At 39.6% G+C, this 26,546-nt stretch carries 21 protein-coding genes and 1 pseudogene; 4 read left to right on the top strand and 18 right to left on the bottom strand.

Annotated features, from left to right (window positions below):
- Window positions 1–83: 83 nt before the first annotated feature.
- The 6 genes from KO02_RS21115 to KO02_RS21090 all read right to left on the bottom strand — a co-directional run bounded on the left by KO02_RS21115 (window position 84) and on the right by KO02_RS21090 (window position 9,535).
- Entirely contained in the window at window positions 84–1,397 is a 1,314-nt protein-coding gene (locus KO02_RS21115) for a DUF3526 domain-containing protein (protein ID WP_038701487.1), read from the bottom strand.
- The gene (locus KO02_RS21110; protein ID WP_038701485.1) at window positions 1,394–2,806 is read right to left on the bottom strand and encodes a DUF3526 domain-containing protein; all 1,413 of its coding nucleotides are present in this window, start codon (window positions 2,804–2,806) and stop codon (window positions 1,394–1,396) included. Before KO02_RS21110 ends, KO02_RS21115 begins: the two co-directional genes overlap by 4 nt.
- A gap of 8 nt (window positions 2,807–2,814) precedes the next feature.
- Window positions 2,815–3,516, bottom strand: a complete 702-nt coding sequence (locus KO02_RS21105) for an ABC transporter ATP-binding protein (RefSeq protein ID WP_038701483.1) — start codon at window positions 3,514–3,516, stop codon at window positions 2,815–2,817.
- Window positions 3,517–3,624: 108 nt separating this feature from the next.
- Window positions 3,625–5,841 (bottom strand): TonB-dependent receptor, encoded by a 2,217-nt coding sequence (locus KO02_RS21100; RefSeq protein ID WP_051960184.1) that lies wholly within the window; start codon window positions 5,839–5,841, stop codon window positions 3,625–3,627.
- Window positions 5,842–5,866: 25 nt separating this feature from the next.
- A complete protein-coding gene (locus tag KO02_RS21095) occupies window positions 5,867–8,227 on the bottom strand; it encodes an outer membrane beta-barrel family protein (RefSeq protein WP_038701481.1) in 2,361 nt (786 codons plus the stop codon).
- A 63-nt stretch (window positions 8,228–8,290) separates the two neighbouring features.
- Window positions 8,291–9,535, bottom strand: a complete 1,245-nt coding sequence (locus KO02_RS21090) for a GTP-binding protein (RefSeq protein WP_051960181.1) — start codon at window positions 9,533–9,535, stop codon at window positions 8,291–8,293.
- A gap of 411 nt (window positions 9,536–9,946) precedes the next feature.
- Between KO02_RS21090 and KO02_RS21085 the strand changes: the two genes are divergently transcribed.
- A complete protein-coding gene (locus KO02_RS21085) occupies window positions 9,947–10,363 on the top strand; it encodes a Fur family transcriptional regulator (RefSeq protein ID WP_081918454.1) in 417 nt (138 codons plus the stop codon).
- On the opposite strand, the pseudogene KO02_RS24435 reads toward KO02_RS21085, so the two are convergent.
- The 6 genes and pseudogenes from KO02_RS24435 to KO02_RS21065 form a co-directional block, all read right to left on the bottom strand.
- Window positions 10,337–10,534: pseudogene (locus KO02_RS24435) on the bottom strand (IS3 family transposase); the annotation flags it as partial. The gene KO02_RS21085 and the pseudogene KO02_RS24435 sit on opposite strands and share 27 nt — an antisense overlap.
- Before the next feature lie 217 nt (window positions 10,535–10,751).
- Window positions 10,752–10,919 carry a group II intron maturase-specific domain-containing protein gene (locus KO02_RS24430; RefSeq protein ID WP_081918453.1) on the bottom strand — a complete coding sequence of 56 codons (168 nt, stop codon included), beginning with the start codon at window positions 10,917–10,919 and terminating at the stop codon, window positions 10,752–10,754.
- 796 nt (window positions 10,920–11,715) lie between these two features.
- A complete protein-coding gene (locus KO02_RS24425; RefSeq protein WP_410528219.1) occupies window positions 11,716–11,823 on the bottom strand; it encodes a hypothetical protein in 108 nt (35 codons plus the stop codon).
- 128 nt (window positions 11,824–11,951) lie between these two features.
- Window positions 11,952–12,323 (bottom strand): transposase, encoded by a 372-nt coding sequence (locus KO02_RS23065; RefSeq protein ID WP_051960177.1) that lies wholly within the window; start codon window positions 12,321–12,323, stop codon window positions 11,952–11,954.
- A gap of 26 nt (window positions 12,324–12,349) precedes the next feature.
- Window positions 12,350–12,862: an IS3 family transposase gene (locus KO02_RS21070; RefSeq protein ID WP_235212404.1), complete on the bottom strand. Its 513-nt coding sequence runs from the start codon at window positions 12,860–12,862 to the stop codon at window positions 12,350–12,352.
- A complete protein-coding gene (locus KO02_RS21065; RefSeq protein WP_038701479.1) occupies window positions 12,859–13,173 on the bottom strand; it encodes a transposase in 315 nt (104 codons plus the stop codon). Before KO02_RS21065 ends, KO02_RS21070 begins: the two co-directional genes overlap by 4 nt.
- A 119-nt stretch (window positions 13,174–13,292) precedes the next feature.
- On the opposite strand from KO02_RS21065, the gene KO02_RS21060 reads away from it, so the two are divergent.
- Window positions 13,293–14,441 (top strand): IS4 family transposase, encoded by a 1,149-nt coding sequence (locus tag KO02_RS21060; protein ID WP_200878581.1) that lies wholly within the window; start codon window positions 13,293–13,295, stop codon window positions 14,439–14,441.
- 166 nt (window positions 14,442–14,607) lie between these two features.
- Here KO02_RS21060 and KO02_RS23675 read toward each other — a convergent pair whose 3' ends face one another.
- Entirely contained in the window at window positions 14,608–15,018 is a 411-nt protein-coding gene (locus KO02_RS23675; protein ID WP_158500329.1) for a hypothetical protein, read from the bottom strand.
- Window positions 15,019–15,427: 409 nt separating this feature from the next.
- Window positions 15,428–15,769: a Fic/DOC family N-terminal domain-containing protein gene (locus KO02_RS21055; RefSeq protein WP_038701477.1), complete on the bottom strand. Its 342-nt coding sequence runs from the start codon at window positions 15,767–15,769 to the stop codon at window positions 15,428–15,430.
- Between the two features lie 575 nt (window positions 15,770–16,344).
- On the opposite strand from KO02_RS21055, the gene KO02_RS21050 reads away from it, so the two are divergent.
- Window positions 16,345–16,875 carry a hypothetical protein gene (locus KO02_RS21050; RefSeq protein ID WP_038701475.1) on the top strand — a complete coding sequence of 177 codons (531 nt, stop codon included), beginning with the start codon at window positions 16,345–16,347 and terminating at the stop codon, window positions 16,873–16,875.
- Between the two features lie 113 nt (window positions 16,876–16,988).
- Entirely contained in the window at window positions 16,989–17,378 is a 390-nt protein-coding gene (locus KO02_RS21045; RefSeq protein ID WP_038701473.1) for a hypothetical protein, read from the top strand.
- 641 nt (window positions 17,379–18,019) lie between these two features.
- Here the strand turns inward: KO02_RS21045 and KO02_RS23060 are convergent.
- Genes KO02_RS23060 through KO02_RS21025 form a run of 4 tightly spaced genes read right to left on the bottom strand, consistent with a single transcriptional unit; the run spans window position 18,020 to window position 26,436 of the window.
- Window positions 18,020–19,177 carry a TlpA family protein disulfide reductase gene (locus KO02_RS23060; protein WP_051960173.1) on the bottom strand — a complete coding sequence of 386 codons (1,158 nt, stop codon included), beginning with the start codon at window positions 19,175–19,177 and terminating at the stop codon, window positions 18,020–18,022.
- A gap of 10 nt (window positions 19,178–19,187) precedes the next feature.
- Entirely contained in the window at window positions 19,188–21,233 is a 2,046-nt protein-coding gene (locus KO02_RS21035; protein ID WP_081918451.1) for a DPP IV N-terminal domain-containing protein, read from the bottom strand.
- Window positions 21,224–22,684, bottom strand: a complete 1,461-nt coding sequence (locus KO02_RS21030) for a RagB/SusD family nutrient uptake outer membrane protein (protein WP_038701471.1) — start codon at window positions 22,682–22,684, stop codon at window positions 21,224–21,226. The genes KO02_RS21035 and KO02_RS21030 overlap by 10 nt, the downstream gene beginning before the upstream one ends.
- 11 nt (window positions 22,685–22,695) lie before the next feature.
- Window positions 22,696–26,436, bottom strand: coding sequence for a SusC/RagA family TonB-linked outer membrane protein (locus KO02_RS21025; RefSeq protein ID WP_038701469.1), 3,741 nt, complete (start codon window positions 26,434–26,436; stop codon window positions 22,696–22,698).
- Between the last annotated feature and the right edge of the window lie 110 nt (window positions 26,437–26,546).

The raw sequence follows: 26,546 nt of genomic DNA, 5'->3' as shown, positions 1-26,546 counted from the left end.
TTTTCTTTTCATAAAGCAACTTTCATCAAGAATTATCAAGTTGAATCATCCGTACATAATGCAGTTTAATATTATTCAGATAATTATTCCACGCTCAGATATTTCAGGTAATTTTCTTTATTTATGACCTCCTTATTCCAGGTATCGAATAAAAGAGTACCTGCTTTTTTATCGATAGCGGTTTGGATTTCACTTCTGAACTGTTGATATGCATAATAATCTGTACCACATAGGGCATTAAGCGTATTTTGAAAAAATAACACAGGGTTTATCAAATAGGTGCTTTTAATAAAACCGTTCTTGGTTTCATTATATTTTTCTTCCCGTTTTGCAGCTTGTTTACTTGATATATTGATCAAAGCATCCAATGAATTTCCAATGATATTTTTATCTGGGATACTGTCTTCCATTGCAGATTTTGTTTTTGCCAATTCTGGATATGCTGTAAAAAGATTTTGGGTAACTTTTTCCGGTGGTGTGTCCTGCAGTTTGTATAGTTCATCCCTATTGGCTTCTAAAAAATCGGTAAGGTAAGTCATAGGATACTTCAATGAAGCAAATTGGTGAATAGAACCAGGAAGAATGACACTCAGCATCACCCATACAGAAACCATCTTTATCGCTTGGCTCGCACTTCCTTTACCTTCTCTATTCACTAGATAGTAAATAACAAACCAAAGCAACATATATCCGTACAGCAAAATAGGTAATAAAAAAAACTGAAAAGCTTGTTGGTACAATGCTCCACTCATATATGCATAAGGAAGTGCTACCAGTAATAGCAACAATCCTAATAAACCGTAATAAAATGCATATCGAGCGATAAGCCATCGGGACGAAGCTCCCTGCTGCACCTCTATCAAACGGTAAAAATCAAGATCTTTCTCCAGTCCACCAACATTAAATAATAAGATGATAATCAATAACGGTAATAAATAAATCACTACAAAACCGAAATCCAATGTCCCTACACTCAATCGTTCAGGATTGGAAATTTCTTCGGCCAGGTCTGCATCAAATACCGAGCTTCTGATGTTGACATTCTTGTAATATCCGTACTGTTCTGTCTGGCCTATACTGAAGGGCAATAACGTGGAAGGTTTCTTCAAAACAGTAATCGGTGCGTACATACTTGCCCAATAAGGCGTTGTAATATCGATCCAGTATTTTTCCTCCGGACCTTTCTTTTGGGTATCGTACCAGTTTAGAACATCACGCACGCTCTGGGCATTTTTGCTTTCAATGGCTGTTATTTGCCGTGTCTGTTTTTGAAACAGTTCCCATCCGCTCTGCAACCCGTAAACGGCGGCAATAAGAAACAGAAACAATGAGATAACCTTGAATCTGCTTCTTGAAAAATGTAAAATTTCGAATTTTATGTGCTGACTGATTTTCATAATATAGTTGTTTTTTTAGAACCAAAAATGATCAATATGGTGGTAAAAACGACCCATAGTGCCAATGTCAGAAGATTAAGACTATAGCTGGACCAAACCTCCTTTAATACCGGCGTCCGATATTCAAAATCCTTTACCGACCGGTAAAAATCATTGTTTTCTTTCCAGCCCCAGTCCCCGGTTTTTGAACCTCCATAAGTCTGTTTGTCATTGAGGGTTTTGATCAGAATCCTACGGTAGTGTTCTGCCTGCAATTGGAAATTCACAAAATGTAACATGTCACTGCCGCTGAATCCCATACTGGCATCCTGTAAAGAGGCAAAGGGATTGATAATACCGGAATATTGATAGGTTTTTTTTTGTTTTTCCAGCACCTTATATTTGTTCCCAAAATGCCTGTCCCATACCATATTTCCGTATTCCTCGTCCTGTTGCATGCGCATGCCATCGAAGTTGACGGGAAGTTGGGATAAACTATCCATCTTGTACTGCGCCAGTATTTTTTCCTCGAATGCCTTTCCTCTTTTATCGGAAGGATTATGACCGTCAATGCCTTGGGAACGATCTTGAGCCATTAAAGCTTTAAACTCCTCACGGCTGGGCAGGGGATATATTTTCTCTACCGAATTACCCCATATTTTAGGCAGGAAGATGGTCCATAGCAGCCATACGGCAATCATGGAAGAAAGAGCAGCTGTATTATTTGCTAATCTGGCCGAAAAATAAACGGTTAATGCCGTAACCACATAATAGTAGGCGCAGTAGGAGAAGAACAATAAAGATAATCTCCAAAAATAGTCTACCGAAATACTTTGGAGGTTCAGCAGGATCTGGACCACCAGGGTAAACAGCAGTAATAAAACTCCATACGTCCAGACGCCGATGGTTTTTGCTACAACCAATTTGGGCAGGCTGGCTCCCTGTAAGACCAGCAGTTTCAATCTTCCCTGTTCTTTTTCTTTGCTTACTGAATTAAAGGCTAGAAAGATCAGAAATAAGGGGATGACAAATTGCAGAATTAGTGATGGTTTAAGCTTTCCGAATTTTGAAATGCTGAGAGATTGTGAAGCCTCCGAATATGCAGTTTCATTCTGGACATGAGCTTCCAAACGAATTACATTTCCTGTACTCGCACTTACACCATCATCCATACTACTCAAAGGAGTAACAGGTTTAAACGCATACGAACCAAAATGAGCTGCACTATGTGTGTTCATTTGTTTAATGTTTTCCCATTGCGCACGAACATGTTCAGTAGCTTTTTTTTGCTGTACATCTTGCTCCTTGTTCTGTACTGTTCCCAGCCAGGAAACAACTCCTAAGCTCATGATAAAGAAATAGGTCAGATAAGAAAAAGCCTTCACCCTGAGCAACGATTTCCATTCGTTTGATATGATCTGTTTCATCATTTTACTATTTAATTGTTCATATAATCAAGGTAGATCTGCTCCAGTTCTTCAGCAGTAACGGTTTTAGTTTCAAGTTCCTTCACTAGGATGCCATTTTTTAGGATCCCGATTTTATGGCAAGTTTCCCTAACCCTGAAAATATCATGTGAAGCCATCAGGACTGCCGCACCGTCATCTGCAAGTTTTTTTAGGATAGCCGACAGCTCATTACTTGCCATAGGATCTAGGCCGCTCGCTGGTTCGTCCAACAGATATACTTTAGCTTTTTTTGCGTAAGCAATAGCAATCCCTACTTTCTGGCGCATACCTTTGGAGTAAGTTTCTGTCCGCTTATGATGGGCTTCTGGCTGAAGTCCACAATCTGATAAAAAACCAGAAAGTTCGTCATTGCTATAGGTTAAGCCTGAAAGTTTGCAGAAATAATCCAGGTTCTCCATTCCTGAGAGATACGGGTACAGATTGACATTTTCGGGAATGTAACCGATCTGTTTTCGGCTTTCAGTTGCATTTTGCCCAACATCTATTCCATTGATGTGTGTAGTGCCACTATCGGGCTGCAAAAATCCAAGCAGCATATTCAGGGTAGTCGATTTTCCTGCCCCGTTCGGTCCAAGCAAGCCGTATATCTGACCCTCTTTCACGGATAATGAAAGCCCCTGAACCGCCATTTTGCCTTTGAAAGACTTCTTTGTATTTTCTATCGTTATCATATTTTTATTTTTTTAGTGCAAGTGATTGTGTTAATAGGTTTAAAGCTGTAATCAATTAACGATTCAATAGGTTTACTTTCTCTATCCATTATTTTTCCCGTTCAGCAATCAAAATTTGAACTGTGCCGACAAGAAAACCTCTCGGCTACGTCCAACCTCCAGACCACCGCTGTAATAGACCCCAGCATAATAATATTCATTGGTTAGGTTTCTGGCATGTAAGCGCAATAAAGTAGTTGTTTTACCGAATTTGGTATTGTAGCTGACCCCTGCATCCAGGAGTGTATAACTTGGAATAAAACCACTGTTCTGAGCGTCTACGGGACGACTTCCCGTATGGTTCAGGTTCGCATCCAATGAAAGTTTTGGTAAACTCGTGAATGCGTAGCGTGCTCCAAACGTACCTTTCCAACGTGGCGTCCCTTCGGTACGTTTACCGCTTGTAGCCTCATCGGTCACGTCTTTAAGTTCGGTATCCAAATAGGCAATATTGCCTAGCAGCGTCAGATTACGAATCGCTCTGGCAGCAGCATTAAGTTCAATTCCACGGTGGTGGAACCTCCCGTCGCTGACAAAATCATTGGCCGTGTTGAGATAGGTAGCATCTCGCCTCACATCGAACAGGGCAATACCCATGTTAATGCTTTTATTGAGGTCTAGCTTCAGTCCCAATTCATACTGTACGGATTCAATGGCATCGGTAGGCTGGTTTGCATTGTTGGCATTAAAGGGGGCATTTTCACCTTTTTCAAATCCTCGGGAATAACTTAGATAGGTCATCATGCTGCCGAGCGGGCGGTAAATGAAGGCTCCGGTAGGAACAAATACGTTTCTATCCTGCGGTAAGGCGTCGGTCGACAAGTTACGGGCCTTGTACCAGATGTACCGTCCGCCCAATAATACCTGAAACTTTTTGTTCAATGTAATCAGGTCACTTGCGAAAACTGAACTTTCCTGGATACTGGATTTGAAATCAATTTCTTTTTCAACACCGAAATCCCAACGGTCAGGCTGTACCGGGTTCAGGATATTACCCACAGATATATCACTAACTGTGATGCCATCAGCACTTTCCACAAAATCCCAGAAAGGGCTTTTATCCTTGAACTGCCGGTGGGATACGCCAGTGAACAGATCATGGGATACCGCTGCGGTGGAGAACTTTCCTGCCAGATAACTTTGTATCGACCAGGTACTGAATACTTCACCACGGGACTGGTACAAATCAGCATAGCCTATATCGCCATTGGGTTGGATATTGAACAGATCCACATAACCGCCATGACGGGTCACCTGGGAGTAGTTTGCCTGTGTAATGGAAGTCCAGCGCTCATTCAGGGTATAATTGAACTTGGCTTCTATGTTAAACGCTTGAGTCTTATGTTTATACCAGGATGGCGAGAGTGCATCCCTACGGTCTACCTTTGGAGGAAGAATATAGGTGGAAGGATCGAGCAAATCGGTGCGACCACTTTGGTCGGCACGTAATAAGGGATCGGACATGGCACTTTTAGACACCCAATCTGCATTCAATTGTAGCAAGGCACGTTTACTGATGCGCAAGTCAGTAGCCAGCCCGACAAACTTCCGTTCCAGATCCCCCATATGGTTGAAATTACCGACTTTCTCATAGCCTGTATTAAGACGGTAACCGATCTTACCTTTCATTAACACCATGCTCTGGTCCAAGGCAGCATAATATCCTCCCAAAGAAGAGCCCTGAAGTGTAAGACTGGTGTAGGGTTCAAGGTTAGGCCGCTTGGGAATATAGTTGATGGTGCCTCCGGGGGAATTAAATCCGTACAGGAATCCAGACGGGCCTTTGAGTACGTCAACCCGTTCTACCAGTTCCAATGGTACATCATAATGGGGCGCAAGTGCAAGCCCATCACGGCGGATGGTATTAAAGTTATCCATCGCAAAACCGCGCAAACGAAAGTTATCAAAACCACCTCCATAAGAGGAACTCTGTACTGAAGGATCAGCGATCAGCACGTCACGAACCGTCCGTGCGGACATCTCACGAATACGCCTTGCTCCATAGCTCTGAATGGAAAGCGGCACTTCCATCACATGCTTGGCTCCAAAAGCACCGACATTGACTTCGTACGACCTGTTTAGCGGTGCTAATATTACTACTTCGTCCAAAGTGGTTAGGGTATCTTTCTGCACCTGTTGGGCATGCACTGCATTACTGCACAGCACAGCGATGCCCAGTCCATATAGTATTTTCTTAAAGGGACAATTCCCAATTATTCTATGTTCAAAATTCCCTCTGGCATCATCTAAAAGCCCAGGATCTGTGTTAATCTTGTATTTGGTCATATTTATTTCTTGTTTTCAATTCGTTTTAAAGTCTCTCTTGTTCTTCACTTTTCTTTTTGTTGTTATTGATCAGATCTCCCCCAAAATTATACCTCAACGTTATCCCGAACCGTCTTGAATCAGGTTTATCATTATAATGATAATTTGTGAGGTGACTTTTTGAATATCCCTTTTCCCGATACGTATTAAAAGCATCATTAAGGGAAATAGCTACGTCTAGCTTATTATTAAAAAACGAACGCTTAACGCCAAAATCCATAAAAAAGATATCATTCGTTAGGTAGACACCTCTAAGCTCCTGAGAGGTGTATTTAAGTGAAATGTCTGCCGAATAATGTTTCAGAAATTTTATTTGTTGCTGTAGAGATACTAAGGCTGCCCATCTTTTAATATTATTTTCAACACCAGATTCTGAAATTGGATATTTTGTATAATTTGCACCCGTCATCAATTGAATGTCCCAATTAGTAATTACTTTCAACGGTGTTATTACAGTGAGGTCCAATCTTTCAAAATTTTCAAAGTTGGTACTTTGCGACCGTATGGTTACGCCATTGGGATCGTAAGAAAGGCTGCGAGAAATGTAATTGCTTCGTTTACCATATTCCGCCGTAAAAATATATTTATTTGCTATCACATAAGAAGCCGATGACAACCAAGCCATCTCTGGGACTAAATCGGGATTCCCATCAAAATAAAAATATTCGTCATTATACCATCTTACGGGATTCAACTCAGAATAGGCAGGACGATTAATCCTTCTACTTATAGATACGTTAAGTTTGTTGTCATTTTCAAATTGATGACCGACCGATAAATTAGGGAAAAATCGAGTATATTCATTCTTCCGATTAAATTGGGTATCAATTAAACTGGAATTTGATGAAGTGTGTTCAACTCTTAAACCAAGATCAATAGACGTTTTACCAAAAGATTTTGAGGCTGAACCATAAACAGCACTTATTTGTTCTTTGTATTTGAAATGATCGTTCATTGAAGGAATTGGTAAATACTCGCCATTGATCAACTCTTCTGAATGAAAATTATTGTCATTGGTCACTTCAGCAAACTTTAATCCTGTTTTCATGTTAATTCCTTCAAAAGGCAATTCTGCATCTATCTGAGCTGATTTTATTTTAATAGACCCTGGTTGATGGGTACGGATATTATTGATAAAAAGTGTGTTTCCATTTGCTCCTGTATGCGTTCCAATCATCACTGCATCAGAGTAATTTCTATAAGAAATATATCGGGCATCAGCAGTTATTTTTTTTCCCATTGAATCGATGAGAAACTGATAATCTAAATTATAGGCATCATAATGATAGGGTTCTTTTAATTCATAAGTAGAATATACTTTTGAAAGCAATGTACCATCTTCTTTTTTCTTTAAAATATCTGAAGTTTTTGTTCCAGAGAAATCATCAAGATATCCATGATAGTGCATTCCCAAGGTGTGCCTAGGTGAGAAGTTCCAATTACCACCTACTTTATAGGTATAATAATATATTTGGAAAGGGATAGTGTTGCTTCTTTCCAAATTAATACGTTCTCCATTTTCAATTATGCTGTTGCCACTTGTGCTATTTCTTTCTCGATGTGGTGTATTGTAATCAAATGAACCATAAACACTCCATTTTTCTTCATTGATACTTGCTGATATATTTTGATTATTCATCCAAAAAGTACCTTTGGAAATACCACTGCGTAAACTAAGTGCATAACCTTTACTTTTATTTTTTTTGGTTACAATGTTAATAAGGCCAGTATTTCCTGAAGCATCAAATGCTGCGGAAGGATTAGTTATCAATTCGATTTTTCTGATATCATCCGCATTTAAACCTTTGAGATAAATGCCGAGTTGATTGCCAGAAATGAAACTCATCTTACCGTCTATCATGACATTAACACCAGAACCTCGCAGTGAAATGTCATCGTTCTGACTGACTCCTATTCCAGGAATTTTTTTCAACAAATCGAATGCGGAAACACCACTATTTGCAGCATTATTAGAAACATTAAAGGTTAATTTTCCTTTATCAGCCACAATAACTGGCTTTTTTAATGTAATGGTAACTTCTTCTAATTCAGTCGCATCATCTTTCAGGGACACATTCAGAATTGCTGATTCGCTCACTTCTTTTTCCTGTGTTGCCATACCAACAAGTAAAAAAATAAGTACGGCTCCTTTTAGAGTATTAACGGAATAGTTGCCTTCCAAATCGGAGAGGGTTCCTGCATCTGTTCCTTTTACCTGAATGTTAACTCCGGGTAAAGCAATATTTTCGGAATCTGTTACTTTTCCTTTAATTTCTATATTCTGTGCTAAAACCCAAGTTGGGATTGCTATTAAAATAAAAGTTAATATGCTGCTTAATATTTTCATCTAGTTTCAGTACTCCTATGTTTTACACTTATGTAGTATGCTTTGTTAATTTGTATTTCATTATTAAATATCCTTTGGAAATGGATCTTCAAACTTAAAGTTCTCATCAAACAAATATTGTTCGTCGATCTGTAGCAAGCATTTCTCGAGATCGACAATTACCGTTTCTTTGTCAATATGCTGCCCGATGAAAACCAATTCATTCAGGCGGTCGCCCCATTGTTTACTCCAGCGCTCTTCTATTATGTCTTCGTTCTCCAAAAACGGCGTATAATTTATTCTTTCAGAATAAGGCATGCTACACCACCATACACCAGCACTTTCTAGTCGGGAAGAACCTCCTGATTGTGAGAAGTTTAGTGCGTTATTTGGGCGTGACGCCAGCCAAAACAGACCCTTTGCCCGGATAATTCCATTCGGGTAATCTGTATTGAGGTAACTCCAAAAGCGTTCAGGGTGAAAAGGTTTCTGATTGCGAAATACAAAGGAAGTAATACCGTATTCTTCAGTTTCGGGTGTATGACTTTCTGCTTCCAATTCTTTCTGCCAGCCAGCTGATGTTTGAGCATCTTCAAAGTTGAATAATTTTGTATTCAAAATTTCTTTCGGATCTACTTTACTAAATTCTGAGTTAATGAGTTTTGCTTCAGGATTTAATTTACGAATAGATGCTTTTAAAACACCTAAAGTATCCTTATCAACCAAATCTGTTTTATTCAGGATAATGACATTGGCAAATTCAATCTGATCGATGAGCAAGTTGACAATGGTTCGGTAATCACCTTCTATATCTGTGAGATCACGATCCTGTAATAATTGATTTGTTCCAAAATCTTTAAAAAAGTTGAAACAATCCACCACGGTTACCATCGTATCTATATAGGAGAAGCGAGACAAGTCTATGCCATTTTCTTCATCGACGTACGAAAATGTCTGGGCTATAGGGATTGGCTCACTGATACCCGTACTTTCAATTAAAAGGTAATCGAACCGCCCTTCTTCTGCCAGTTTTTCCACTTCAACCATCAAATCTTCACGAAGCGTACAGCAGATGCAACCATTACTCATTTCCACTAATTTCTCTTCCGTACGAGATAATGTGTTTTCGTTTTCCACCAATCTTACGTCAACGTTTACCTCACTCATGTCATTGACTATGACAGCGACCTTTAGTCCATCTTTGTTATGTAGAATATGGTTAAGCAGCGTAGTTTTACCTGCACCAAGAAAACCACTTAAAACTGTAACGGGTAGTTTCCTATTGCCAACAAACTGTTCGCTTTTTGGTATTAATGATTGTCCTTGCATTTATATAATTCTTTTGAGATTTTATCGTTTGTATTTTTATTCTTCTTATGGGTACAATTGCCTCCTATTGTGCAGCATATATCAGTAGCGATCAACCGTCCATTATTTCTGACCCCTGCCTAGATACTATCACAAGTTTTTTTAACCAATGAATGACGTTCTGAAGGTATTGGATCCCATGGAAGTTAGCGAATTTTTGTGTTTCCAGATTTCCCAGATCGCTATATACGCCAAATCTTATCCATGCAGATTATTTGATCAGGTTAATGTTGGAATCAATTATTATGTGGTTTTTCCAATACTCAAATGCTTGAGGAATCATATATTATTCGCGCTTTTATTGCAACATAGTTGCAAACATACGAAAAAAATCTAAGGCAACAAAGTTGCGTTAGATAAAGTATAAAAATTATGAAAAATACACTTGCAAAAACAGAAATATTCAATCTTATAAGCAATGCATCGGTTGCTTTATCCCATTCGGAAATAGAAAAGAGCTTGGTGGGGTTATGTAATAGGGTTACTATTTACAGAGTATTGGAGCGGCTTGAAGAAGAGGGACATATCCATAAATTTATCAATATAGATGGGCATCTTAAATTTGCAGACTGTCGTAATTGTAAGGACCATCTTCATCATAATCATGCACATTTCAGTTGTGTCGAATGTGGTACCGTAACCTGTCTTGAAAAAGTAGAACCAATTTATAAGATGCCAGCCCAATATCAGGTACAGAAATTAAATTTTACTTTGTCAGGTATATGTCCAAGTTGGAATTGCAACAATAAAGTAGACATTCGGTTAAGCTGCAATATTTTGTTTGTTTAAATTTCTTCCGAATTCCTCTGGGGATACGTATCCAAGTGCAGAATGTAGCCTTTTACGATTGTACCAAGTTTCAATATGCTCGAATACAATGCGTACTGCGTGCTCTTTGTCGATGAACTTGTGTTGATAGACACATTCGGCTTTAAGTGTTTTAAAGAAGCTCTCAGCTACTGGTCGAGTAGATAAAGGGGAGTCTCACCCCTAAATCTCTCACAGAACCGTATGTGAGCCTCTCGACTCATACGGCTCTTGTTATTCAGTCACCCATTTAAAATGTTTCCAATGAGCAAATAATCTTGGGTCTTTAAGATACAGTTGTCTTAAAAAAACTTCCCAGCACCAGTAACACGTCTTTGTAAAGATTTGTACTTCCTCATTAACCAATTTGTCAGCTTATCATTGATATACCGATAAAAGAATTTAATGACGACTTTCTGAATTTTCCATAATAGTTTATCCAACCTTGAATGACTGGATTGATATTTTTCGCATATTCCTCTAAACTAACACTATAGCACCCTTTAATTACAGGATGGTTCTTTAGCTTCGTCCGCATTAAAGTTAATTTCTTTTGAGAAACGGCTGGAGAAAAACTCACGAAAAAACTTCCATTTTTACAGCGACGGCTTCTTGGCCTAAATGTGAAGCCTAAAAAGTCAAAACTATAGGTATTATAGGTTTCTGGCTGATTTGAATCCTTGCAATAGACAATTTTTGTCTTTTCCGAGCATAGCTCCAATTTACATGTGGCCAGGCGGTCTTTCAGATTTCTTTCTACAAACTGTAATTGCTTATCTTCTTAATTCTTACCTGACATTTTAACTAGTATGCCTTTTCCAACGACGCTCATCACCAAGCCTTTTGAACTTGGCAGCTCGTGGTGGTTTGAAACCAGAGCCTGTACTCAGATTTCGAGGGACCGACCCTCATCTTTAGTGCAGTATGACTTTGTCAATTGTCTTTAACTGACGATCGTAAGTCTTCGTGGCACACCGTTGTCCCAGCAATTACCTTTTCGGCTCATGCTTCTGATGATCAAAGGATTTTTCTCCAGTTCCCATCGAAATTTATTACAGGCATACTGGACCCCACGATCAAAATGAAAAATGAGCTGCTGAGTGACTGGTCGTCTTGCTTGCGCCATTTTGAAAGCAGGAAGCACGGTGTCGTTTGCTTTGCCCAGCCAATGATTTTTCTATCACCTAGATCAATCAACGTTGTTAAATACAGCTTGCCTGGTTCTAATGTAAGTAATATCGGACACCCAGACAGCACCCAATATTCCAGGCTTAAAATCGCGTTCCAGTACATTTTCTGGTACAGGAAATTTACAGCTTGAATCTGTAGTAACTTTAAATTTTTTCTTCACTATACTTCTCAATGCTTCTCAATTTTGCTTTCTTCATGATTCTTGTAACTCTCGGTCGGGATACGCTAATAGCTTTTTTATGCAGTTCCAAGGTAATCCTGGGACTGCCATATTTCTTTTTACTATTCTCAAAGGCTTGTAAAAATCTCGGCTTCAATCATCTGATTTTCAACACTTCTGTTTGATGGACTGCTGACCGTCCACTTGTAAAATCCAGCCCTACTCACTTTTAATACTGAACACATCTTCACAACTAAAAATATTCTGCAGTGATCCTTTATGAACCCGAATATTTGTTGTCTCCCTTGCAGAAAATGCTGATAACCTTTTTTGAGACGTCCCACATCCCCCCGTATATCCCGTATCGAGATAGTTTAAGATACCGTGCTCCATCTGTGTTTCACGCAATTCCTTCTTCAATAAAGAAAGCTCTTGCTCCGCTGCGCTGAGTATGACTTTCCCACAGCGATACAACATCGCTGGACTAATATCTAGTTCTTTCGCAAGGGCACTCAGGTCTGTACGGGTATTACTCAGTTCAACACTCATTAACTTGAACTCTTTTGGATAGGTTTTTCTTTCTTGTGACATAATTTCTGTTAAGTTACCAAATTCACTTAACTTGATGTCCACTCAAATGTAGCACTTCCAGTTGCGCTCAGTGCCCAACCGATTACTTTTCTGTCACCAAGATCTATAACTGTTGTCAGGTATAACCACCCTTGTTTTGTTCTTATATATGTTATATCCGATACCCAGGCAGCTCCTAACGTATCTGGTTTGAAATTCCGGTCCAACTTGTTTGCAGGCACCGTAAACTTATGACTAGAGTCTGTCGTAACCTTGAACTTTTTCTTTACAATACTTCGTAAATGATTTCTCTTCATTATCTTGGCCACACGGGGTCTAGACACTTTAATCCTTTTTTTGTTCAAAGCCCTGGTAATTCGGGGACTTCCATATCTGTATTTGCTGTTCTGAAAAGCTTCCAGTATTTCTTGCTCAAGCATTTGGTTTTCTATACTACGGCGTGAAGGAACACGCTTCAACCAGGTATAATAACCGCCTCTGCTTACATTAAATACCGAACACATCTTCCCGATAGAAAATATTCTACTGTGATTCTTTATGAACCCGAATATTTGCCATAGCTCTTGGAGAAGATGCTGACAGCCTTTTTTAAGATGTCACGCTCCATCTGCGTTTCACGTAGTTCTTTCTTTAGCCTAGCTACTTCCTGCTCAGCTTCTGTCAATATTACTTTCCCATTACCAGGGAAACTAGTATCTGGTTTACTCGAATACTCCTTACGCCACCGATAAAGCAACGAGGGTGTGATATCCAATTCTTTGGACAGAGCTGTCAAATCATTTCTGGTATTACTCAATTCAACGCTCATTAGCTTGAATTCCTTGGTGTACACTTTTCTCTCTCTTGACATGTTTTAAAGTTTTTAGTACATGACAAAACTCACAAGTATCTAAAAACCAATAAAATAATCTCCTGTTAATTTGGTTAAAAGGCTGAAATTCAGTAAATTAAAGGATTATTATTCAGGTAATGCCTTTAAAAAAGAACTCCAGCCTTAGGGCTAAAGATACAGACTTATTGACACTATTTAAAGCTCATATGAGCAAAGATCTTCACCTAGCCAGGATCCGACTTGTTTGCCTATTCGTAACAGCGCTATGCAAAACAAAGTCTGTGAACTTTGTGAAAGTGTCTGCAGGATTTGACTCTGCAAGCCTAGCCTCGAGCTGCATGCGGCGCATACAGCGCTTTATGGCGGAGGCAGAATTGCCGATGAAGCTTATCAGTTCTTTGATATTCAGTATGCTACCTGTAAAAGGAAAGCTAATATTGGTCATGGACCGAACAAATTGGAAGTTCGGGAGCAGTAATATCAATATCTTGATGTTGGGCGTGATATACAAAGGTGTGGCTATTCCCCTTCTATTTAAGATGCTTGACAAAAGAGGAAACTCCAACACACAGGAACGGATCGATCTGATGCAGAACTTCATCGATTGGTTTGGCCTGGATCAGATTGATTGCCTATTGGCCGACAGGGAGTTTGTGGGAGATCTCTGGCTCAACTTCTTAAACCTCAATAATATTCGTTATCATATCAGGATACGTAATAACTTTAAGGTCTTCTTACCAAGAAAACAATCTTTTATCAAAGCTTCCTATCTGTTCAATTCGATAAAGGTTAAGCAATATCAACATTATCAGCATATTGTACAGCTAGGCGGAGAACTTTGCTATCTATCGGCCACAAAATCTAGTGCGCAAGGAAAGATCGAATTGCTTATACTGGTCTCTTTTAATAAGCCTGATGAAGCATTGAGGTATTACAAAGAACGTTGGCAAGTCGAAACCCTTTTCAAAGGAATGAAATCCAGTGGGTTCAATATCGAAGATACACATGTAACGGCACTCGACAGACTTGAAAAATTAATGATGCTTACTATGTTGGCGTTTATCTGGTGCTATCTTATCGGAGACTACATTGATCGGGAAATAAAACCGATAACGATCAAGAAACACGGCAGAAAAGCAAAATCTGTATTCAAATATGGACTCGATTATCTCGCTGAAACACTCCTGTCTGGATATAATAAATTGGATTTCTGTACTATACAAAATTGTCATGTACTTAGTTTAAAGTTATTAATTTCCCTTAACTTTATGTCTGTTCAAATGTAGCAACTCCATACCTCTCACTTTTATCTTAAGGTAATAGCACTATTATAGGATGGTCGCCATTTCTTAATGTTATTAGGTGAGTAAGTTAGACTGATTATTACTGCGTTACTCGTTATTGAGTTACTTTTCTAAAAGTTTGAAGCAAAGTCCTGTAGACAGTCCATGATTATCTTCTATTTTTATTGCGCATCCTGTAAGCTTCAAATCTCATTTTTAGGTTTTTCACTAGGTTGATCAGGAATTTAATGATGCGGTAACAACCATAACCTATTAAGGAGAGTATTGCCACTGTTATGGTGTAATCAAGCCACTTCGGTAAGGAGTCTCTCAAGGCAAAATAACCTGTAAATAAGAAATATCCAGCGACATAGCATAATATTTTAAATCCTTTTTTCCAGCCAAACCAAACCGCGAGGTAGAGGTAACTGCTCAGCAGACCAATGCATGGTAGTATATATACCAGGTTGGTACCCTGTAACTTGGGTTCGTACGGTGCATAAAATAACCTGCCGATAATAATAATAATCGCCAAGTTAAAAAGTATTTTGAAGATCCAACGGATATCAATTATAAACAAATTTCTTTATTTTATATGATATGTATTTGATTTGTCTTAATTACTATATTTACATTGCAAGACTTGGTCAAGCCTCTTTCATTTCTGAAATGTAACCAAATATAAGATATAAAGGGATTCGTAAGGATCCCTTTTTTGTTGTCTTATTAATTCGACAACATTGCTTTTTTTCAAATTCAAGTTTTAAGCCCCATTAACCTTTATCTCCATCAGCTGCTTTCGGTAACAAGCCAATAACTGGGCGCTCATCGTTTGTAAAAGTTAATAGGTTATTTAGTGAGTAGGTTAGACCCTAAAGTTTGTAGGCAGAGGATTTGTCGCGCAAAGATTCAAGCGCAACAACATATTCCTCATCGCACAAAGACTTACTGTACTTTTTTATCTTCAAGAATTGTTATCAATTTTTTATTTAGGTAGAGTGTTCTTCTAATCCAAGCCATAATGCCTCCTTATAGCTTAAAACCTCTTTAGTTGCTAGATCTTCGTTCTTTTTGTCAGAGACAAATGATTTGTATAATTGATCATTTGTTGTTATAATCTTTTCGACTTCTGAACTTGCTTTGGCTTCTTGCAGATAAATTGTGTCTAAAAAAAGTGTGGGATTTGGTAAATTTAATAATGTTCCATTTAATTGTGCTAGAGCTCTACCAGCAGTAATTGTTTTACGTAGAACTATTTTAGTTTCTATATCAACATTTGGTGGTAATAGAGGTAATGCATTATAAGGTTTTTTGACATCGAATGTGCTCATAACTTAAAGGTAAGTTTTACTTGTGTACTCTTTATAAGAGTAAAAATAGTGAAAATTTACTCTCGTTTATCTAATGCAGGTAATATTTACCCTTGTTTATATTTCAGTTAATTAAGGTATCTTTGTATTACCTTATTCCCGTTGGTCCCTGAATTCATATTCAAATTAGCGGGTTTCGTTTTTTATAGACTTAATTTTCCTCTATTCTACTTATTCTCAAAGCGCTTTACCCGCTTACTTGCATCTCCATCAGCTGGCTTAGGTAATCCTATTACTGGACGTTCGCCATTTTTTTAATTTTATCAGGTTGTTAGGTGAGTAAGTTAAACTAATCGTTACTTCGTTACTCGTCACTGTGTTACTTGTTAGGTTAAAACGTTAGACTGATCGTTACTCGTCACTGTGTTACTTGTTTAAACCTAAAGTCTGCGGGTATTCCATGATACCGATAAAGAACAAAGCCTACTTATCATGAACTATTCGAAGTAGTGAATCATGTTTGATATAAAATTTAGTATTTTAAGCTAATTTAATTAGTTTTGCATCTTTAGAGAACTAACCAATACCATGAATTTATGAATTCAGGACAGACAAATTTAGGTGGCCTTCCACGCAAGCAGAACGATGAGTTGCTGAAAGGTGTATTCGAGGAAAATTTTCAAGATTTTCTACAGTTTATGTATCCCAATGCAAAAGAGATTTTTGATTTTGATCGTGGATTCTCCTTTAAGAATAAGGAGCTATTTAAAATTATCCCTGACCGTGAGCGTTCAGATGGTAAGCGTATCGCAGATTTACTTGCGAAAGTTTACCTGAAAGATGGCACGGAGAAGTGGATTATGGTGCATACCGAGATTGAAGGCGGTAATAGTTCCGATTTCGCACATCGTATTTATCAATATCACTATCGTATACGTGATAAGTTTGATGTACCTGTAGAGACCATTGCAGTCTTTACTGGCGATCGCAAGCAACGTAGGCCTTGCGAATATTTGGAGCTGGGGATACACACCTCCATACATTCAAGTATCTGTCGTATCAAATTTTTGACAACTCGGCGACCGAACTTCTCGATTGTGACAATATCTTTGCTTATATTGTTGTAGCCTGTCAAAAGGCCTTACTAGAAGGTAAGGTTGCACAAGAGGAGTTGGCGGCAGATCGAAGTACGATCGTTCGCGCACTTTTGGGCACTAAGAAATATGATAAAGAGCGGATTATGCATTTTTTATTTTTCTTAAAAAGCTTTATCTTTATACAAGATGAAACAATAAACACTAATTTTGATTCATATATTTACGAAGTGTCTGGAGGCGCTATCAACATGGGAGTAATAGAAATAATTAAAAAACAAGAAAGAGAAGCTGGAATGTCTGCAGGATTAGCTGCTGGAATTGAGAAAGGGCTCGAAGAGCGCGCTAAGATTGCCGCTGAAAAGAAAAGGATTGCAGCTGAAAAACATGCATTAGAATTGAAGCTTCAAACCTTATTGGAAGAAGCTCATGAACAAGCATGCGAGTCTGCTCGTAAAATGCTCGCTAGAGGTACCGGAAAAGAAGAGATTAGTGAAATTTTAGGTCTTTCTTTAGCTGAAATTGAAAAGTTATAATAAAATTTATTACCATAAAATATGCATAGCCGATTGGATGACCACTCGGCTATGTCTGTTATAGGTCAATCTGCCTTACTATCATCGGTAATCACCTTATCCCTCACTTGCATCTCCATCAGCAGGCTTAGGTAATCCTATTACTGGACGCTCACCATTTTTTTAAGGTTATCATGTTATGAGGTGAGTAAGTTAGAACCTAAAGCCTGTGGATAATCCATGATGCCGATAACCTCTATCCCTCACCTTTGTCCTTGTCAGCTGGCTTAGGTAATCCTATTACTGGACGTTCATCGTTTTTTAGCGTTATCAGGTGAGTAAGTTAGACTAATCGTCACTGTGTTACTCGTCAGGTTATTTGGTGAGTAAGTTAGACTGATCGTTACTGCGTTACTCGTCACTGTGTTACTTGTTTAAAGTTAGGACCTCAAATCAGCGGATAATCCATGATTCAGATAAAGAGCGTATCTTATTCAGTGAAAAATTATAGTAAAAGCTTTGTTGTAATAATGAGTAATTTCGTGTCATTTAATGAAATTGCTATTAATTGATTGAGTTCTTTGGAAGTCATACCAAAGAACTCAATGTTTTATAATTAATTATGGAGTTGATTTTGAAAATGCTATTGAAGCAGGTTAACATTATTCACCGAAAAGTTCAGCGAGTTTGGAATCCAATTCGTTACCAGCATTGCCTATCCCTTTCCAGATAATCTTTCCGGTCGGATCGATTAAGATCTTAGTTGGAAAAGCACTAACATGGTACTCTGATACTAGATCCTGTTTTTCCTTCTGTTGGTTATTCAATAGATGTATCCAATTGATATCATCTTCCTTAATCGCTTTTTTCCAAGAACTAATCGGATCGGATCCCCGCTCTTGAGCGATACCTACGATTTCAAATCCCTGGGATTTATATTTGTTGTATAGTGCCAGCAGATGAGGATGGCTTTTACGACATGGCTGACACCAGCTCCCCCAAAAATCCAGCAGTAGGTATTTACCTCGGAAATCCGAACTATGGATAGCTTCTCCTGTCAATGATTTTCCAGAAAATGGAATCATTTCCTTACCCAGTGCTGCATTCTCGTTCTTGGTCATAAAGTCTTTTACAGCAGTTCCATAGAAAGACTGTTGTAAATCTACAGGAAACTGATTGTAAATGTCGTTGACTTTATCGGTAGATAAACCGCCCATCCGCTGTGTAAATAAATTTAGAGAGAAAAGATTGTCAGGATATGCGGTAATATAATCCATAACGATACGTTTTTTGTCACTAGCAAGCCCTCTTATTTCTTCCCTGACCTTTTTTATTGAGTCTTGTAAATCTTGATTTTTCCAATTTTGTTGTTTGGAACTCAAATTGAATATTGCAGTGGTAAGCGGAACAAAAGACTTATTGAACTGCGCTAACTGCTTGCTAAACTGTCCACCGGTGGTGGTTGCTGTCCATAATTGCATGGCGTCTCCCTCCACGGTTATAACATCCCCGGGTGCAACAAATAATAAGAGTGGGGGAGCTATCAGATAGCTCTTGCTCCCCTTGATCTGCACCGCATTGTCGAAATACTTTTCCGGATAAATGTTAACCTCGAGGGCATGTGCCACGGACAATGTAACTTCAAACTCTCCAGCTGTACAGGGTACGACGATTTTCTTCCTTTTTCCATCTTCTTTATACTGTATTGAAATGTTATGGTCGTTGAGTCTTGAGATATGGCCTTTTATAACAGCCGAATCCTGTCCATAAGCTATTGTTATACTGAAAACTAAAAGTAATATGCTGCTTAAAAATTTCATTTGGTTTTTTTTATTTGTTGAATATATATTTTTGTTGAAATGCTTCTTTTACCGACCCCGTGAATGGTATCTTCGGACCTTTCCAGCCATGTCTTTCAGTTGGATAGATCATCAATTCGAATTTTTTATTTTTTCGTTGCAATAGGTCCACCAGTTGATAGGATTGTTGGATATGGACATTGTCATCCATAACACCATGCTCAATCAATAACATGGCTGGACCATAACTTTGGTATCGGTCTACATGGGTCATTACCGACCCATATCGGTAACCATCAGGATTGTCTTTTGGAAGGCCCATATACCGTTCTGTATAATGACTGTCGTAAAGTTTCCAGTCCGTGACCGGATAGTCCGCAATACCATAATTAAAATGCTCGGCACCAAGGGTTAACGCCAATGCTGTTAGATACCCGCCATAACTACCACCATTGATGAAAATTCGGTCCGGATCTACAAATGGATTTTCCTTGAGTTTTTTTACCCAGCTGATGTAATCCTGAATTTCCCATTTGCCAAGGTTACCATAGAGATAGTTGAGCCCTGATTTACCGTTATGTCCCGAACCCCGATGTTCAAAAACTACCCGAATGGCCTGGTCATCGTTGCTATTGATCATAGGAGTGCTCCAGCTATCTGTTACCGTTGAATATTTAGGGCCACCATAAATACGGATCGTGACGGGATATTTTCTGCCCTTTACCATCTGTTTTGGCCAAGATACACTTGCTGGTAGCATCATGCCCTCTTCCGTCCTTAACCAGAGAATTTCTTTTTTTCGAATACGGGTCGTATCAAATTGAGCTGCTTTAGAATCGGCTATATCGATCACTTTTCCAGATCTACTGTCAACCAATCCGATGCGAGTGGGTGTTGAAGCATTGGAATATTGCGTGATGAATTTATCTCCCTTTGGTGAGAGTAAGATTTTATTATGTGTATAATCGCCAAATGTAAGTCGCTTTTGTTCCCGACTATCCCACCGCACTTTATAAAGATATGTACGGATAGCATTCTCAGCACTGGACGTAAAATAAATTACTTTTTCTCCCGAATCGATCCGTAAGATTTGGGTATCCCAGTTTTTCCCACTTGTGACGATATTTTTCAAACGTCCATCGTGTGCGTACTGATAAATCTGTTCCCATCCTGAAAAATCTCGAATAAGAAAAAAGCCCTCATTGGTCCAATAGATTTTTTTTATCCAGTCCACCCAGGTTTCCTGTTGCTCTTGGTAGATTGAAGTATAGTCGCCCGTAGTAGGATTGACGTCAAGTAATCGCAATTGATTTTGTCGACGAGGCATCCACTGCACCAATAAACCTTTGCTGTCAGGTCGCCAAAAGGGTGTCCCAAGGTAATGGTCTTTTGCACTCTCAAGATCTGACCAACGTACGCATTGTTCTTCAAGTGATGCTATTCCCAAGGTGACAGTTGGGTTGGGATCTCCAGCTTTCGGATAATGTGTTATTTCAGTTCTGCCATGCTGTCCAATTGGATTGTGGAGCAGCATGGTTGGCACTTTGCTATCATCAAAACGGTAGAATGCAATATACCTGCTATCAGGCGACCACCAAAATGAACGGTAATGACTATCTCGTTTCAGAATTTCTTCGTAATACACCCAAGAGGCATAGCCATTCATCCATGTGCTTGTACCGTCGTTGGTAAACTGAATCTCCTGATCCGTTTCCACATTTCGAGCATACAGGTTATTATTCTTCAGATAAGCTATCCATTTTTTATCTGGTGATAGCAGCGGCAGGATAGCACCTTTTATCTTTAGGGGTTCAGGTTCTGCAGTGCTCCGTGTGTTGCTATTTGTTGTGGAATCTTCCGCAGTTACTTTTCCAGTTTTACTAGCAATGACTGTCAAATGTTGTTGTTTTCCTATGTATTTTGATTGGATATAATGCTCGTTATCTTTCCAGCCTAGGATATGCGGTAGTGCTTTTACTACTGTGGTATCCAAACGGATCTGTCCCTTTGCGAACATCCCAAACAGTACCAAGCAAAGACACAGGCCAAAACGGGATCTAATGTGTTTTATTGCCATGAGTTTGAGGTTAATCGTGGATCATTTTCGAGTACTTTGCTTGGAAATGGTAAAATGTATAAAGGAGATTTTACCGGTAGGACAAAGTCTTGCTGCGGAACATTCGGTGTTGCAACTGGATCTGCAGGGAAGCGTCTGCTAACTGTTTTTTGATAAGCCACTTCGGTATTCAACCGACGGAGGTCCAAAAAGCGATTGATACCCCTTACGAGTTCTTTACGACGTTCTGCTAAGACAAAATTTACGACGTTCTCTTCGCTGCTAGGCAAGGTGAAACTGTTGTGGTCGTAGTTTTTATAACGACTCTGTAAGTAAGGTTTGAGATATTGCTTGGTGCGTTCATATTCTCCTTTGCGCGCATAACATTCAGCAAGCATGAGCATCACTTCGGTCGTAGTCAATCCGACATTGTTGACCGAAAACTCTTTTGCATTTGGTTCCCATGCGCGCATATGTTTATAGTCTTTGATCGTAGATGCAGGTTGTTTATAAAGGTCCAATCGAACATCTTTTACTGCATTTGACTGTCCATTAGCCAGTAAACCATTGCGATAAAGATAGATCATTTCTTCTCCGATATAGGTATAGCTGGTTCCAGTTGTGGCAAAAAAGAGATTTTCCTCACCTGTAGCATATATCGGTGTGCTAGGTTTATTGTTGGAAGCATCGATCAGATTGACAAGATCATATGTTTGGTGGTTGAGCTTATAAGATTGAAGCGCTGCAGCAATACATGCATCGTATTCTTTTTTAAAGAGATGTACCTTGGCTTTCAATGCATATGCAGCCGCTTTATTGAAACGATACGGTGTTTTGGCATTTATGTTCAGCTCGGGGATCGCGTCGTTGATATCCGTCTCAATTTGCTGATACACCTCAGCAACAGTTGATTTGGCCAGACTAGGTTGTGTTTCGATGAGGGGATCCAGTTTCAATGCTACGCCACCATCAGTAGCTGCGGTCGCTTTGTCGTATGGTTTCGCATAGGTATTGATCAAAATAAAATAAGCAAATGCGCGTAACATCTTGGATTCCGCTATGACACTGGCTTTTTCTGCGGTTGTTCCCGACATATTATCCTTTTCGTAGATAATGGTATTGGCTATTTTTGTGATCCGTTGATAAAGAGTTTGGTACATGGATGTCCCATTTGTTCCTGAATTTCCACTTGCATTTAGGCTACGGTCATATTCGGTCAGAAAAAGAAAGTTTGCAGTAGCCAGATTCGGAGCGCCCCATACGCTCGAAACGTTCTGGGCATTGAGCCAGTTTTCGTCACTGATGTACGCAATATCGGCAATGTCATATGTGGTAATATTGTCGAAAAGCATGCCGTATTCTTCGGCAGAATCCAGCAGGATTTTTCCGGTAGGCTGCAGATCAAGCCATTTATTGCATGATGTCAATAAGACGACGACGATGCAACTATAAATACTATTTTTTAATTTCATGTGTTTTGTCTTTAAAAGATGATATCCAGTCTAATGAAGTAGCTTTTTGCTGTCGGTAGTGCCCAGTTGCTCAGTGAAGCCGTATTGCTTGCAGACGACTGTATCTCAGCATCAATGGATTTTCCGGCGGCACTCCATATCCAAGGGTTGTTGATCTGTCCGGTAATTTTCACCCTTTCAATTTTAAGGGAGTGAGGAAATACTTGAGGCAGGTGGTAGCTGAGGGAAATATTCCGAAGACGAATAAAGTCACCCTTGACAACATTTTCAGTCGAGCGGATATACATTCCAGCCAAGGAGCCTAGGTTAACGACACTGATATTGGGTTCATAATAAATAGGGGCCTTTGGTACCGTGCTGCTGGTATTTTCAGGTGTCCAGCTCTTTGCGACCCAGTCTTCGTTGCCATCGGTAGAATTGAAAGCAAAGCTAGGTCTATACATTTTATGTCCGCCATAGTAGAGGAACATGGCGGATAGCTCGAAATTTTTGTATCGAATGTTCTGGATCAGCGAGGCATTGACCAATGGTGTTTTGGTACCCATATAGGTCAGATCCTGTGGAGACATGGAAGAAGAGCCATCTAGGAGCAAGGTGCCGTCTTCCTGAAAATGATGCATGGTCGTACCGTCAGCACGTTCAATGATCGGTACACCGTTCTGATATTCGGTGCCGCCGCTGGTGATTCCGCCATAGCGGTAGGCATAAAGCGCGTCATAAGGCATACCATTTACGAGGTAGCCACTGATGGCCAAATGTGATGCTTGTGTGGGGTTGTAGTAAGTCTTGGTAATCTTATTTTTATTGTAGGCAAAGAGCAGTGTGGATGAGACCACCCATTCTTTATTCTTGAACCACGGCGAACCGACCGTAATCTCAAAACCGGTATTGCGCATGGCTCCCGAGTTGACACGTTGTGTTGTATACCCTGAAGTAAAATGGACTTCTTTGGATCCTAATAGATCTTCGCTATTTTTATAGTATAAGTCGAGTTTACCGGATAGCTTCCCTTTCAGTAAACTGTAGTCGAAGCCTACATTATAAGATGTCGTCTTTTCCCAACGGAGCATCGGATTTGGGGCAGAACTGATGCTTGCATAAGGAATGGATTGCGCTGTATAGGATGACTGATTGCTCAAACTTGCCACCAGAAAAGGTGTTGTCGTCTGATCGACATTTCCGGTCAGACCATAAGATGCCCTGAAATCGAGTATGTCAACCCAGTTCAATGCGTGCATAAAACCCTCTTTGGCTATGTTCCATTTGAGGCCCGCAGACCATAAAGAACGGTAACGGTATTTTGGATCGGTACCAAAAAGATTGGTCTGGTCTACGCGTACACTCCCTGTTGCACTATATTTCCCTTTATATGTATAGCCAGACACCGCATATAGACCTACATATCGATTTTTCACCGCACTCAGGCTTGGATACATATCGGAGTCAGCGATCTTGATATTATTTCCGTCGAGGACTGCATCTGGTAGACCAGTTGCATTGTTATAGATATAGGAATTGCGGTACCCCACATGGTATATGTCGTAGTTGTTGAGTTGCGTGTAGGTCAGTGCAATGGGATCATATCCATAGTATAGTGCATTTGTAGGAATATTGATATTGATTTCACGTAGCTCAAGTCCACCTGTTGCCGTTACTTGGTGATCGTTTCCAAAACTACGGTTATAATCTAACTGATTACGCCATACCCAGCTGTTTCTGGAAGTCTCCTCCATTTGCATCCGTCCACCAATGGGAATAATTGAATTGGCAGGGTCTTTCGTGGCGAACTTATTACGCAAGAAACGATAAAAGTACGAATCCCGTGATCTGAATTCCTCCATATTTGCTTTGCCAAATTCATACTCTCCGCTAGTAGAGAAGCGAAATCCTTTGCCCAGATTAAAATTTAATCTGGCAAAACTCCGTATGGTATAATTATTTTGATTGGTCTGATTGTCCTTCAGTTCGTCTAGAATATTAAAGCGGTAGGATTCAAACTGGGGTTGACCATTTATGGCTGATAATATCTTAGGATTGACATGTAAACCTCCCTGCATACCGATGATATCCACATAATCACGGTAGATTTTGTCTCCATTTTCATCCAATATAGCTGTATAGGGTTCGAGTAGATTCAGATTTCCATAGACACTGCTTATGTTTTGACGTCCGTTATACTGAATGTCCGACCCTATATCAAATGAAAACCATTCATTGAGTACCTGTGTCGATTTGATATAACCCTTTATGTATTGATTTTTTTCAAACCTGTTCTGTTGGCCATCTTTGATATAATTTAGTGAAGCAAAAGTACTCTGGCTTTTGCCCGAACTGTTTATCGATAGGTTGTAGCTCTGACGAAAAGGTGTCTGCCACGCCAAATCCATATATTCTTGTCTATAATCGTTTTTAGCCCACTCGCTTAAGGCATTGTCATAATCCTTTTTTGAAATTTCCGCATTTAAATATTGGAGACGGGTCATTTGAAGCGGACTATAATAGTTGATAGAATTGCTTGTCGAGCCAGCTTGACCTATTCCTTTCAAGTTATTTGTCAGATAATCTAGCTCGGACTGGTTCGCTTTATCTGCATTTCGTTTGTAAGTAGCGAGTTGGTAGTCGATGATACCTTTTGTCGAAGCATAATGATAGTCTGCTAGTGAAGGATTTTCTATCCTGCGCCAGTCTGAAGTGAACTGTACCGCTGTTTTATTCTGGTCGGTTAGGTTACCTCCTTTGGTTGTGATCACAACTACACCGTTGGCAGCCCTTACCCCATAGATGGATGATGCTGCAGCATCTTTAAGCACGGTAATTGTCTCTATATCAGTTACATTGATGTCGTCAAGATTTCGTTCGGTAGGTAGACCGTCTATGACCAACAAAGGATCGTTTCCGATATTGCTCGAAAAGGTACTTATGCCCCGTACTACGGGCGCTCCTTTGTAGGCACTTACACCTGCCGCTTGTCCTTCAAGAATCTCGGTTACATTGGTAAAGATTCGTTTCTCGATCTTGCTTTTGTCTATAATATCATAAGCACCAGTCGAACGCTCACGGCTGAGCGTTTGATAACCCGTATTGACCTCTATGATAATCTCTTCACCAAGGATAACTTTTGGCTCTAGCGTAATGGTGCCCATGTTTTGGTTGTTGTTCACGCCGACCTCTTTAGATAACATACCAACACTAGAAAAGAGGAGTGTAGCGTCAACCTTTACTTTCTTTAATGTAAAATGACCATTGTCATCCGATGCAGTAGCATTTCTAGTACCTTTTTCTAAAATAGTGATTCCGGACAGGGGCTCTCCTTTTGTATTGACTGTTCTACCCGAAACGACCATCTCTTGTATGATCGCATTGCGCTGTTCGGCTTTAGGCTTGAGTTTGACCACAACGGTATTTCCAATAATGGAATAGCTCATGGGCTGCCCTCTAAAACATTCGTCCAGTACTTCCTTAAATTCACTGTCTTTTATATGGAGCGAAATGGGTATCGCTTTATTGAGAACCTCTGGTTCGTAGAAGAACTGGTATTTTGTTTGCTTCTTTAGGGCATCAAACACTGTCTTCAATGAGCTGTTTTTCTGATGGAGACTCACTTTTTGGGAAAATGCATTTGCATGGACAAGTAGCGTTCCCGAAAGTAGAAATACTGCGGTTAGTTTCATTGCTAGTTTGGTTTTCGGTAGTGCCCCCCCTATGGGGGGAGCCAATTTCCATCCTACGACGGAAATATCCTTTAATTTCATAAATTTGTTTTGTTAGGGTTATAAATTCACTGTTGTGTGTAGACACCAAGTTGGATAGCCTTATATTTCGACTCTCTCGTCTCGTAAACGAGAGAGTTTTTTATCCACCC

The organism is Sphingobacterium sp. ML3W (assembly GCF_000747525.1).
In the GTDB taxonomy this organism is placed as follows: Bacteria; Bacteroidota; Bacteroidia; order Sphingobacteriales; family Sphingobacteriaceae; genus Sphingobacterium.
The sequence above is the reverse complement of the archived record's forward strand: the minus strand, read 5'-3'. Positions and strand labels throughout refer to the sequence as shown.

Excerpts from the sequence above, each read along its gene's own strand:
- KO02_RS21115 (WP_038701487.1), bottom strand. The coding sequence starts at position 1,397 with ATGAAAATCAGTCAGCACATAAAATTCGAAATTTTACATTTTTCAAGA.
- KO02_RS21110 (WP_038701485.1), bottom strand. The coding sequence starts at position 2,806 with ATGATGAAACAGATCATATCAAACGAATGGAAATCGTTGCTCAGGGTG.
- KO02_RS21105 (WP_038701483.1), bottom strand. The coding sequence starts at position 3,516 with ATGATAACGATAGAAAATACAAAGAAGTCTTTCAAAGGCAAAATGGCG.
- KO02_RS21100 (WP_051960184.1), bottom strand. The coding sequence starts at position 5,841 with ATGACCAAATACAAGATTAACACAGATCCTGGGCTTTTAGATGATGCC.
- KO02_RS21095 (WP_038701481.1), bottom strand. The coding sequence starts at position 8,227 with ATGAAAATATTAAGCAGCATATTAACTTTTATTTTAATAGCAATCCCA.
- KO02_RS21090 (WP_051960181.1), bottom strand. The coding sequence starts at position 9,535 with ATGCAAGGACAATCATTAATACCAAAAAGCGAACAGTTTGTTGGCAAT.
- KO02_RS21085 (WP_081918454.1), top strand. The coding sequence starts at position 9,947 with ATGAAAAATACACTTGCAAAAACAGAAATATTCAATCTTATAAGCAAT.
- KO02_RS24430 (WP_081918453.1), bottom strand. The coding sequence starts at position 10,919 with ATGCGGACGAAGCTAAAGAACCATCCTGTAATTAAAGGGTGCTATAGT.
- KO02_RS23065 (WP_051960177.1), bottom strand. The coding sequence starts at position 12,323 with ATGTCACAAGAAAGAAAAACCTATCCAAAAGAGTTCAAGTTAATGAGT.
- KO02_RS21065 (WP_038701479.1), bottom strand. The coding sequence starts at position 13,173 with ATGTCAAGAGAGAGAAAAGTGTACACCAAGGAATTCAAGCTAATGAGC.
- KO02_RS21060 (WP_200878581.1), top strand. The coding sequence starts at position 13,293 with ATGCCTTTAAAAAAGAACTCCAGCCTTAGGGCTAAAGATACAGACTTA.
- KO02_RS21055 (WP_038701477.1), bottom strand. The coding sequence starts at position 15,769 with ATGAGCACATTCGATGTCAAAAAACCTTATAATGCATTACCTCTATTA.
- KO02_RS21050 (WP_038701475.1), top strand. The coding sequence starts at position 16,345 with ATGAATTCAGGACAGACAAATTTAGGTGGCCTTCCACGCAAGCAGAAC.
- KO02_RS21045 (WP_038701473.1), top strand. The coding sequence starts at position 16,989 with ATGCATTTTTTATTTTTCTTAAAAAGCTTTATCTTTATACAAGATGAA.
- KO02_RS23060 (WP_051960173.1), bottom strand. The coding sequence starts at position 19,177 with ATGAAATTTTTAAGCAGCATATTACTTTTAGTTTTCAGTATAACAATA.
- KO02_RS21035 (WP_081918451.1), bottom strand. The coding sequence starts at position 21,233 with ATGGCAATAAAACACATTAGATCCCGTTTTGGCCTGTGTCTTTGCTTG.
- KO02_RS21030 (WP_038701471.1), bottom strand. The coding sequence starts at position 22,684 with ATGAAATTAAAAAATAGTATTTATAGTTGCATCGTCGTCGTCTTATTG.
- KO02_RS21025 (WP_038701469.1), bottom strand. The coding sequence starts at position 26,436 with ATGAAATTAAAGGATATTTCCGTCGTAGGATGGAAATTGGCTCCCCCC.